Source organism: Microcoleus sp. B13-B6 (genome assembly GCF_036705405.1).
Taxonomy (GTDB): Bacteria; Cyanobacteriota; Cyanobacteriia; order Cyanobacteriales; family Microcoleaceae; genus Microcoleus.
Window position 1 is genome coordinate 32044 of record NZ_JAUBUJ010000080.1, and the last position, 10206, is coordinate 42249.

Here is a 10206-nt window from a genome sequence, read left to right on the forward strand (position 1 = left end):
CGGCTGTTTTCAATAACAAAAATGTAAAGTTTCTCCTCCTACTAAAGTGCGGGAGATTTCACATTGTTCTGTTAACCACCAACATTTATAGCAACCACGCCCGACGGTTAGGACGTTCTTAATTGCTGAAATCCTTGCTTCTTCCTTCTCTCCTAGATAACTAAAGCCTTCTTCCTTCTGCCATAACAGCTAACAACTACATAGCTGAGATTGTTTTTGTCGATCGCCGATCGCTCTCATCTCACAAAAAATAAGTTTTTCTCACTTTATCTCACTAAGACCGATATTTTGGCTCACTTTAGATAAAAAGCGACCGAAAACTTCTCAAGTATAAAGCGGGTTTATAGATTATTAAGCAGGGCGCGTGACTTTTGTATAGCTCAATACTCCGCCCAAATCTTGAGAATTACGCACCCTGCTTAAGGAGGATTAATCGTCAAATATTGTATATTAGTTAGAGCTAAAAGCCGAGCTTGCGCTAAAGTTGTTAAAGATTAAAATTTATCGATCGCCTTTTATGCCTTACACTGCATCTACCCCAACAGATCCCAATCAACCCAACATCCGCAATGCCGACCACCGCCTACTAGAATTCACCAAGCTGACGCCGATGATGCAGCGGTATGTGGAAGTGAAAGAACAGTATCCCCACGCACTTTTATTGTTTCGAGTCGGAGATTTTTTTGAGTGTTTTTTCCAAGATGCAGTTACTATTTCGCAGGAATTAGAACTTGTTTGTACTAGCAAAGAAAGCGGCAAGGAAATTGGCAGAGTGCCGATGACAGGAGTGCCGCACCACGCCCTAGACCGCTACACTTCAATGTTAGTAGAAAAAGGCTATGCAGTGGTAGTTTGCGATCAAGTTGAAGATGCCTCGATTGCTGCTAAAGAAGGCCGCCAAGTCAAGCGAGAAATTACCCGCATTCTCACTCCCGGAACTTTGACTGATGACGGAATGCTCAAACCCCGACAAAATAATTTTTTAGCAGCAGTCGTCATCGCTGGGGAACATTGGGGATTGGCTTATACAGATATTTCTACGGGAGAATTCGTCACTACCCAAGCAGACAGTTTAGAACAATTAACCCTAGAATTGCTGCGCTTGCAGCCTTCGGAAGTCTTGGTACCGACTAATGCGCCGGATTTGGTGACTATGTTGAGGCCCGGAGAGAAATCCGAGCATTTGCCCGATTGTTTGCCGAATTCGTTTTGCTATTCTTTGCGATCGCAAATTCCGTTTAGTTTGTCCGAAGCAAAACAGAGAATTCTACAAAAATTCAAAGTGCGATCGCTCGAAGGTATGGGATGCGGCCACCTTTCCCTCGCAGTGCGCGCCGCCGGCGGTTTGCTGCAATATATCGAAGAAACTCAAAAGGAAAAAGCAGTTTCTTTGCAAAGATTGCACACTTACACTCTCACCGATTTTCTCATACTCGACTACCAAACCCGCCGCAATCTCGAAATTACTCAAACAGTGAGAGATGGGGTTTTTCACGGTTCGCTGCTGTGGGCGATCGACAAAACCAGCACCGCAATGGGAGGCCGCGCTTTGCGCCGCTGGGTGCTGCAACCTTTGCTCAACATTAAAGGCATTTGCGCCCGACACGACACGATTCAAGAATTAGTAGAAAATAACGGTCTGCGCCAAGATTTGCAGCAGTTGCTGCGCCAAATTTACGACATCGAAAGACTGACAGGCCGCGCCGGTTCTGGAACAGCTAGCGCGCGGGATTTGGTCGCTTTAGCTGATTCTCTCTCGAAACTGCCGGAATTAGCTTCGATCGCAGCCCAAGGGATCTCGCCCTATTTGAAAGCGCTGCAAAATGTACCGCCACTTTTAGAAGAATTAGCAAGTAAAATTCACGCTCATTTAGTTGACGAACCGCCGATTCATTTAAAAGAAGGAGGTTTGATTCGATCGGGAATCAATGCCATGCTAGATGAAATGCGCCACACTGCATCAGCCGACCAAGAATGGATTGCAAATTTAGAAGCTACCGAGAGAAAACGCACGGGAATTTCTAATTTAAAAGTAGGCTACAATAAAGCTTTCGGCTATTACATCAGCATTACCAAATCGAAAGTAGACCAAGTGCCGAAGGACTACACCCGTAAGCAAACTCTCACCAATGAAGAACGTTATAGCACTGAAGAATTAAAAGAAAGGGAAGTGCGAATTCTGACAGCACGGGAAGATTTAAATCAATTGGAATACGATATTTTTGCTAAAGTGCGATCGGAGGTAGGAGAACACGCCGAAATTATTCGCAACGTTTCCCGCGCCGTGGCGGCGGCAGATGTTTTGTGCGGTTTGGCCGAAGTAGCAGTTTACCAAAATTACTGCCGCCCGACTATGACAGAAAGTCGGGAAATTAAAATTATTGAAGGTTGTCATCCTGTGGTGGAAAAGTCTTTGCCGCCGGGATTTTTTGTACCTAATTCTGCTTTTTTGGGTCGGGAAGAATCGCTAAACCGCCCAGATTTAATTATTTTAACCGGGCCGAATGCTAGCGGGAAAAGCTGCTACTTGCGGCAGGTGGGTTTGATCCAGTTAATGGCGCAGATGGGCAGTTTTGTGCCGGCGAAAGCTGCGAGTTTGGGAATTTGCGATCGCATTTTTACCCGCGTCGGCGCAGTAGATGATTTGGCAACAGGTCAGTCTACGTTTATGGTAGAAATGAACGAAACTGCAAATATTCTCAATCATGCGACGCCGCAATCCTTGGTTTTGCTAGATGAAATTGGCAGAGGAACGGCAACCTTTGACGGACTTTCGATTGCTTGGTCTGTGGCAGAATATTTAGCAACTGAGATTCGGGCGCGGACAATTTTTGCGACTCACTATCACGAGTTAAATGAGTTAGCTTCTATTTTAGATAATGTCGCAAATTATCAAGTGACAGTGAAAGAATTGCCGGATCAAATCGTATTTTTGCACCAAGTTCAGCCGGGAGGTGCTGACAAATCTTACGGAATTGAAGCGGGCAGATTAGCTGGTTTACCGCCGTCGGTGATTGACCGGGCGAGACAGGTGATGAAGCAGATTGAGAAACATAGTAAAATTGCGATCGGGCTGCGGAAAGGTGTTAAAAAAAATGGTAAAAAAGAGTCGGAGGGCGAACAGTTGGATATTTTTGACGATTGAAATGATCGAGCGCTCCGAATCCAGGACTTAGCTATCAACTCTATTTTAAGGTCAGTAATCCCCAGATTACTGACCTTAAAATGACGAAAGTGTGATACTATTTTTGCAGATATCAAAAGCTTTAAATAGGAGGATGAGATGCAAGGCAAAAGATTTATCCGAACTCTTAGCTTAAAAAACTTTCTATCCTACGGAAGTGAAGGAGAGGAAATAGAACTTCAACCCCTGAATGTGTTAATTGGTCCCAACGCATCGGGCAAGTCCAACTTGATCGATGCCGTGGGGATTTTACAGTCAACACCCAATGATATAAATACTCCATTTCGGCAAGGAGGCGGTATTGGCGAGTGGCTTTGGAAAGGTGATGAAAAAAATTCCAACAATATTCCAACAGCTACAATCGAGGCAACCGTAGATTACCCTGAAGAAACTATCCCCTTACGCTATCAAATCTCTTTCACGATGGAAGGTCCAAAACTACAAATTGTAGATGAATATGTAGAAAATGAATTAGAATTAGATCCAAATTATGAAGATGTATATTTTTTCTACCGCTATGAAAATGGAAATCCAGTCTTAAATATTAGAAATGTCTCAGCAGAGGGAAAAGGTACATACACTAATAGGAGTCCACGCCATCTTCGCCGTGGCGAGATAAATCCTTCTCAATCAGTTTTGTCCCAAAAACAAGACAAAGATTTTTACCCTGAGTTAGCCTATTTAAACAATCAGTTTTCCAATATCCGTATTTATCGGGAATGGAATTTAGGCAGGTACACGCCACCAAGAAAGCCCCAACCATCTGATTTACCAAATGACTTTCTTGAAGAAGATGCAAGTAACCTTGCTCATGTTTTGAACAATTTAGAATACCAAGGTATTAAACCTTTGCTAATCGAGCAGTTGCAAAAGTTTTACGAGGCAGTAGGTGACATCATAACTAAAATTGAAGGTAGTACAATACAAACATTTCTAAGGGATAAAAACTTCAATCGACCAATTCCTGCTACCCGTTTATCAGATGGTACCCTTCGTTATTTGTGCTTGCTGACTTTACTTTGCCACCCAAGTCCACCGCCCCTGATTTGTATTGAAGAACCAGAATTAGGGTTGCATCCAGATATCTTATCGACTGTTGCTGAATTGCTAATTGCGGCATCTAAAAGAACTCAAATAATTGTTACTACTCATTCTGATGCTTTAGTTTCTGGTTTGAGTGAAGTTCCCGAATCCGTCTTAGTTTGCGAACAGAATAACACAGGCAGTCACTTGCGCCGTCTAGAGCCTCAGCAACTTAAAAAGTGGCTGGAAAAGTACACTCTAGGAGATTTGTGGCGGATGGGACACATCGGAGGAAACCGATGGTAAGGGAGATTCGTATTTATATTGAAGGCATTGGAGATGAAAGTGAAGATGAAAGTACAACAGAAAATATACCTCAACAACGTCCGGGATTTAGGAGTAAAATTCCGGCAGGAAAAGAGACAACAGCGGGGCTGCGAGCGGGTTTTGTTCATCTCTTCAAATAACTCTACGATCTCGCAGAGAGCAAAGGCATAAAAATCCTGTCAATCATGTCTGGATCTCGCGGCGATGCTTGCGAAGATTTCCTAATGAGTATGGAATCTTATCCAGATGCTTTTAATGTTTTGCTTGTTGATTCTGAATCTCCTGTTCCTGAAACTCACACACCTTGGGAGCATTTAAGGAGCAGAAAAGAAGACCAACCTTGGATTTTGGCGACCCAGGGGCGTGATGATGCCTGTTGCCACTTAATGGTACAAACTATGGAGGCTTGGTTTATTGCTGATATTGATGCTTTAAGCAAGTTTTATAAGGGCGGATTTAAAGAAGATTATCTTCACAAAAGGCAGGGAAATCAAAGCGTGGAGAAAGTTTCAAAATACAACCTGAGTCAGTGGCTGAAATCAGCCACTAATAAAACCTCTAAAGGTAAATATCACAAAACACGACACGCTCCCAAACTGTTAGAACTTTTAGATGTTGACAAGGTACGCAAGGCTTCTCCTAGTTGCGATCGCCTTTTCACAACAATAATTACCAAAATCCTAGAAGAGACATAAATACATTGCGTGTATGTAATCCCTATTTACTTGCTATTTTGTAACTTTCTTACCTCTTTGTGTACGCTCATCCCAATTTCCAAAGCCTCATTCAGCAACCGCCCGTATTCAGTCGCCCGATTGCTCACATCCACCGCCATCAAAGCAGCCAAATTACTTTCAATATTAGCAAATAACTCGTAACGGCGGTCGATAAATTGCTGATTTTCCCTGAGAATCCTCTCTGTTTTCAAAGCACAGACTAAACTTTCTCTAGTAATTTTTAATGCCTCAATTGCATCTCCTCGGTTAATTAAATTGGCTTGTAAATTGCCAGCAGCCGTTAGGCGATCGATAATATCTAAAGCCTGAATCACCTCATGATACTTCTCAACTTCATCCAGCAGACCGGCTAGCGTTGCCAGAGGCTTGGCCTTAACCCATTTATAGACATTCCAAGCCACAGTAATCGCCAGCGACAAACCCAAAGTTATTTGTAAAACCCGGACAAATATCTCAGCATCGCTAAATGAACCAACCTTATGTTGATTAGCCAGTAAAGCAATCGGCAGCGAAACAACTAATGTCAGGCAAAATATCAGCAACTCATTCAACAAAAGAGAAAACAGCTTTTTCCCGTCCCGGAGTGCAGCATGTCGGTAAAAATCCGCTGCAAAACCGTCGCTCAAAGCTATTCCGCTCAAATCCTCCAACTCCTTCTCAGGAATTTTTAACTGTTCCAAATCCGCTTGTATCACTCTTTAAAAGCTCCTTAAATTCGGATTAATTACGATCCTCCCAGAGACATAATTGATTGCCACAGACTCATATAAAAATTGCTTTCTCGGTTTCGGAAGAGTTGAAAAGCCATTCCCGACGACCCAAAAAACGGTCTCAGCGTCCATCCCAACTGAGTGCCAACAAACGCATATAGTCCCAACCAAAAGCGCAAAATATTTAGCCTGATGTCTTTGCCTTCGGCATCTTGTTCAGACAGAAAGTGCATTCCTTGATAAATGAAACTTACTCCCAAAAATCCTGTGATTGCCATAATAGCAACATTCAACACTAGAAAAAAATTGTAATTGGTACTGCTCAGAAGAAAAAACAGACTAACAGGTGCAAATCCAAACAACAAAACGCTAATCATCGCCATCGCTGTCATCAACAATGTCAAATACTGCTCAAAAGTTCGTTTTGAACCAAACATGACATTAAAAAAGTAAAGTGTGGGAAAGCAGATAATCAGCGTCAGCAAGTAAAGTGCTGGCAACTTAATTGCTGAAACCAGACATTGCATCCACGTACTAGAGGCACCTAATATCGCTCCGTAAATGGCAAAAAATACGGTACTAGAAATCAACAAACCGAAAATTTTAGATTTGAGCTTGACACCTTGGCGAATTTCTTCGAGAAACTGTTGCCGTTCCCGCAGCAAATACATTACTACTGAAAAATATTTCACGGGCCCTCCTTGTGACTGATGCGACTCCGAATCAGTCATAACTCAAGCTGAGTTCGATCGGCAAGCTTGTCAAATCAGGGCACTCTATGTTAACCAATTGTTCTTGTACCGAGCTCACCACAAGCTCAGATGTGGAGGCGTTTTGAGAGATACTTGCAAACCTCAACGGCTCAAACTGAATACAGTTATGCTTTGTATTCAATTTGTATTCATTTGTCTCCAAATTGTCTCCACAAAGGGCGATCGGGTAGTCATTTGATACTCAGTTGATACTCAGTTTGGTCGTTCCGTAGTCAAATCGTAGTCATTTTGTCTCCAATTTGTATCCAATTTCTAGTCAAGTTGACCCCGCCAAAACCCAAAAAATCAGCAATAAAAAACCTCAAACCGTTGATTTCTCGTTAGTTTGAGGTTTTTATAGGCGCAAGCGGGCAGCGGGAATCGAACCCGCATAATTAGCTTGGAAGGCGCTAGGAAGTAAGCGCTAAGCCCCTTGTGTAGCAAGGAGTTGTGTGTTTAGCAAATACTTTGTCTCCAATTTTGTCTCCAATTTGTCTCCAAAAGTAGTATCTTGGTTGCATTGAAATTAGAGACAAAATCATGGTTGACTCTCCTGACCGGGCAAAAAAAGGATCGGTTGTTGTCCAGACTCGCAGTGGCAGACTGAGGTTGCAATTACCCAGACATCTTTATGGCGGCGAACGCAAACACTTTTACCTCAACTTGGCAGATACCCCTGAGAACTGGGAACTGGCAGAAGCTAAAGCACAGTTGATTGAATCCGACATCAAGTTTGAGCGGTTTGACCCCACACTCAAAAAGTACAAGTCACAGACTCACCTGACTGTTATTGAGACAGTCAAGCCTAATCCGGAACTGACACTGACTAAGCTGTTTGCTAAATATTTGGAATTCAAGAAACCAGCACTCAAGGCCACAACTTTTAACTACTTGGTAACAGGCATTCAAAGCTATGTTGACCGTTGCCCCTACCAGCCTCTATCAGAGGACTGTGCTTTGCAGGTACGCGCTTGGCTGTTGGAAGATACGACTAACAGCATGACTAAAAGGATTTTGACTCACCTAAATGCAGCGGTGAAATGGGGGATTAAGTTCAAGATTGTTAAGGGTTTAACTGTATCCCCGTTTGAAGGGCTGGCAGCGGAATTGCCTAAGCACAACTGGGAAAGTGACCCGGAACCGAACGCATTTACAGCGCAAGAAAAAGAGCTGGTATTGGAGGCTTTTAAGAACCATAGAGGTACTTGGAATGGGAGGGGAGAAACCGGGCAAAAGTTTTGTTTTTACTACCCGATGGTGCAGTTCTGGCTGCTGACTGGATGCCGTCCGTCAGAAGCTGTTGGGTTGAGGTGGTCTGACATTGCTACTGACTTTTCTCACATTGTGTTTAATGGGAGTATACAGCACCCAAGCGGTAAGGAGACAAGGGTTGACGGCAGTAAAAACAACAAACGGCGTAAATTTCCTTGCAATCAAGAACTGGTTCAGTTGTTGAAAGGTATCAAGCCACAAAATCTGACAGACAAGGATAGGTTGGTATTTCCATCACCTATTAAGGGCGGGGCGATTAATTACAACAATTTCAGTAAACAGGTATGGCATAAATTGGTTGACCCGATTACCGAAAAAACCAGGCAACATGAACAGGGTTCTAAGACTACTACCCCTTACTCTTGCCGGGATACTTTTATCAGCGAACAAGTTGGCAAGGGTGTACCGAGTGCGGTTGTGGCTAAATGGTGCGATACGTCGGAAAGGGTGATTAATGCTGTCTATTTAGACGGCAAGATTTTGGAGCATTTACGCCCGCTTTGATGCTATTAGGATGTTGATTCTACGGGCAACTTTTGCGAAACAAAACTTTACACTTCCTGTGTTGACAAGGAATTGGAAGTCTGCAATCGTGAGTAACTAAGGAAGATTGATGCGCGGTTGACGAGCACTTGCAATGCTAGCCAAACCACGACTTCCCCAAACGTTCGAGTACAACGGTTGGAGCCGATAAATTATGACATTTTTGGACGGTTGTCTTTGCGGACGATCGCAACTCTTAATGATTGAGTTTGCGAGGTTTTGTAATGACTGAGTTATCAATTTTCAATTTTGAGAGCCAAGAGATAAAGGTGTTCGGTTTAACCGAACCCCTTGAGTGGTCGGCCGCCGATGTGGGTGCTGTTTTGGGAATCAGTAAAAGCACCTTGTCGGAACGCCTGAGCAAGATGCCTGCAAACTGGAAGGGTGTTCATTCGATGATCACCCCTGGTGGCCCTCAACAAGTTCTCACCGTAACTGAGCCCGGCTTGTACGAACTTATTTTTCGATCGGACAAACCAGCGGCGCAGCGTTTCCGAGTTTGGGTTTTTGAGGAAGTGCTGCCGAGCATCCGCCGGACGGGAAGCTATTCTCATTCCGCTCCTGAACAGGTTTTTGACCCCCAATTATCTCAGTTCATAGAGCTTGCACAGAGCCAAGTTGATGTCATCAACGAACAGCAGAAAATGCTGGCAGAACAGCAGAAAATGCTGGCAACAGCCCTAGCTAGCCTGGATAAGACCAAGGCAAAGGACAAGAAGCAGCCCAAGTGGACACCGCGCAGTACCAGTCATTTGATGGAATTTGTCCGTGAAGTCGGTTTGGAATATCAACCCGAAGGTAAGGTTTACGTTTCTGACCTCTGGCAACAGTTGCGCGACTGGTACATCAAGACTGGGGTGCTGAAGGTTGAGACTGTGAAGGGCAAAGAAAAGTTGACTTGGCGGGACTTACCAAACAAGCGGGACAACCCTGTTAAAGCTATCAACCAGTTATCCCGCAGGTTGTGTGAGATTTTCCCTAAGCTTCGGAAACAGCGGTATCAAGGGCGAGGCGATTTAGAACGACGTGGCTGCAGTTATTTGACAGGAATCGGTTACGCGCAAGGCGTAGAGGGGCTTGTCAGCCATGACTAAGCCTACCGTCAGCTACCGTCGCATTGACCAATTAAAGGCGATCGCCTTTGACCGTGGATTCACCAATGAAGACGCCAGACAGTTCGGGAAGCTTAGCAAAACTGCTACATGGGAAGCGCTGCTAGAACTGTACCTCGTTGACGGTGAATCACTTGACACAGTGAATGTAGGCAGTGTAGACGCAGTGCTAGACATACCACTAGACACAGTTCTAGAAAGTGTAGACGCAGTGCCTGAACTGCTTGACACAGTACCCGAAGTTACACAAACAGTCGCAAGTAGTCGCAAGCAGTTCGACTGCTTGTATACCTCGACTGCACCACTAGACACAGCTCTAGAAAGTGTAGATACCCTAGATTGGACTAACGATGGTTCGTTCCCTGTGTGTGGTTTCACCCGCCAGACTTCCACCAGCTTTTTAGACTGGGTTGACATTGGACAACTCATCGCACTCGCACTCGCATCGGCGGGACTGCTTGTGCTGGCAATGTCTATGTGGCGACAAATCAATCCCCTGAATTTATTTCCCTCTCCTGTTCGCATCAACATTCAAATTGGGACAAA

At 44.1% G+C, this 10206-nt stretch carries 9 protein-coding genes; 7 read left to right on the forward strand and 2 right to left on the reverse strand.

The features are described 5' to 3' along the window. The first annotated feature begins 517 nt into the window (after positions 1-517). From mutS to QUB35_RS27950, 4 genes are all read left to right on the forward strand, one after another. Positions 518-3145: a DNA mismatch repair protein MutS gene (gene mutS, locus QUB35_RS27935; protein ID WP_333144898.1), complete on the forward strand. Its 2628-nt coding sequence runs from the start codon at positions 518-520 to the stop codon at positions 3143-3145. Positions 3146-3283: 138 nt separating this feature from the next. After that, positions 3284-4513 carry an AAA family ATPase gene (locus QUB35_RS27940; protein WP_333144888.1) on the forward strand — a complete coding sequence of 410 codons (1230 nt, stop codon included), beginning with the start codon at positions 3284-3286 and terminating at the stop codon, positions 4511-4513. Continuing rightward, complete coding sequence (locus QUB35_RS27945; protein WP_333144889.1) at positions 4507-4674, forward strand: hypothetical protein; 168 nt, start codon at positions 4507-4509, stop codon at positions 4672-4674. Before QUB35_RS27940 ends, QUB35_RS27945 begins: the two co-directional genes overlap by 7 nt. Before the next feature lie 45 nt (positions 4675-4719). Next, entirely contained in the window at positions 4720-5229 is a 510-nt protein-coding gene (locus QUB35_RS27950; protein WP_333144890.1) for a DUF4276 family protein, read from the forward strand. Positions 5230-5255: 26 nt separating this feature from the next. Here the strand turns inward: QUB35_RS27950 and QUB35_RS27955 are convergent, their stop codons facing one another. Further along, entirely contained in the window at positions 5256-5966 is a 711-nt protein-coding gene (locus tag QUB35_RS27955) for a hypothetical protein (RefSeq protein WP_333144891.1), read from the reverse strand. 29 nt (positions 5967-5995) lie between these two features. Next, positions 5996-6673 carry an actin-binding WH2 domain-containing protein gene (locus tag QUB35_RS27960; RefSeq protein ID WP_333144893.1) on the reverse strand — a complete coding sequence of 226 codons (678 nt, stop codon included), beginning with the start codon at positions 6671-6673 and terminating at the stop codon, positions 5996-5998. Between the two features lie 600 nt (positions 6674-7273). Between QUB35_RS27960 and QUB35_RS27965 the strand changes: the two genes are divergently transcribed. The 3 genes from QUB35_RS27965 to QUB35_RS27975 form a co-directional block, all read left to right on the forward strand. Next, complete coding sequence (locus tag QUB35_RS27965; RefSeq protein ID WP_333144894.1) at positions 7274-8509, forward strand: tyrosine-type recombinase/integrase; 1236 nt, start codon at positions 7274-7276, stop codon at positions 8507-8509. A 263-nt stretch (positions 8510-8772) separates the two neighbouring features. Further along, positions 8773-9642, forward strand: coding sequence for a BRO family protein (locus QUB35_RS27970; protein ID WP_333144895.1), 870 nt, complete (start codon positions 8773-8775; stop codon positions 9640-9642). After that, on the forward strand, positions 9635-10206 hold a 572-nt coding region (locus tag QUB35_RS27975; RefSeq protein ID WP_333144897.1), incomplete at its 3' end, for a hypothetical protein. The genes QUB35_RS27970 and QUB35_RS27975, both read left to right, overlap by 8 nt.

Excerpts from the sequence above, each read along its gene's own strand:
- QUB35_RS27940 (WP_333144888.1), top strand. The coding sequence starts at position 3,284 with ATGCAAGGCAAAAGATTTATCCGAACTCTTAGCTTAAAAAACTTTCTA.
- QUB35_RS27945 (WP_333144889.1), top strand. The coding sequence starts at position 4,507 with ATGGTAAGGGAGATTCGTATTTATATTGAAGGCATTGGAGATGAAAGT.
- QUB35_RS27965 (WP_333144894.1), top strand. The coding sequence starts at position 7,274 with ATGGTTGACTCTCCTGACCGGGCAAAAAAAGGATCGGTTGTTGTCCAG.
- QUB35_RS27950 (WP_333144890.1), top strand. The coding sequence starts at position 4,720 with ATGTCTGGATCTCGCGGCGATGCTTGCGAAGATTTCCTAATGAGTATG.
- mutS (WP_333144898.1), top strand. The coding sequence starts at position 518 with ATGCCTTACACTGCATCTACCCCAACAGATCCCAATCAACCCAACATC.
- QUB35_RS27970 (WP_333144895.1), top strand. The coding sequence starts at position 8,773 with ATGACTGAGTTATCAATTTTCAATTTTGAGAGCCAAGAGATAAAGGTG.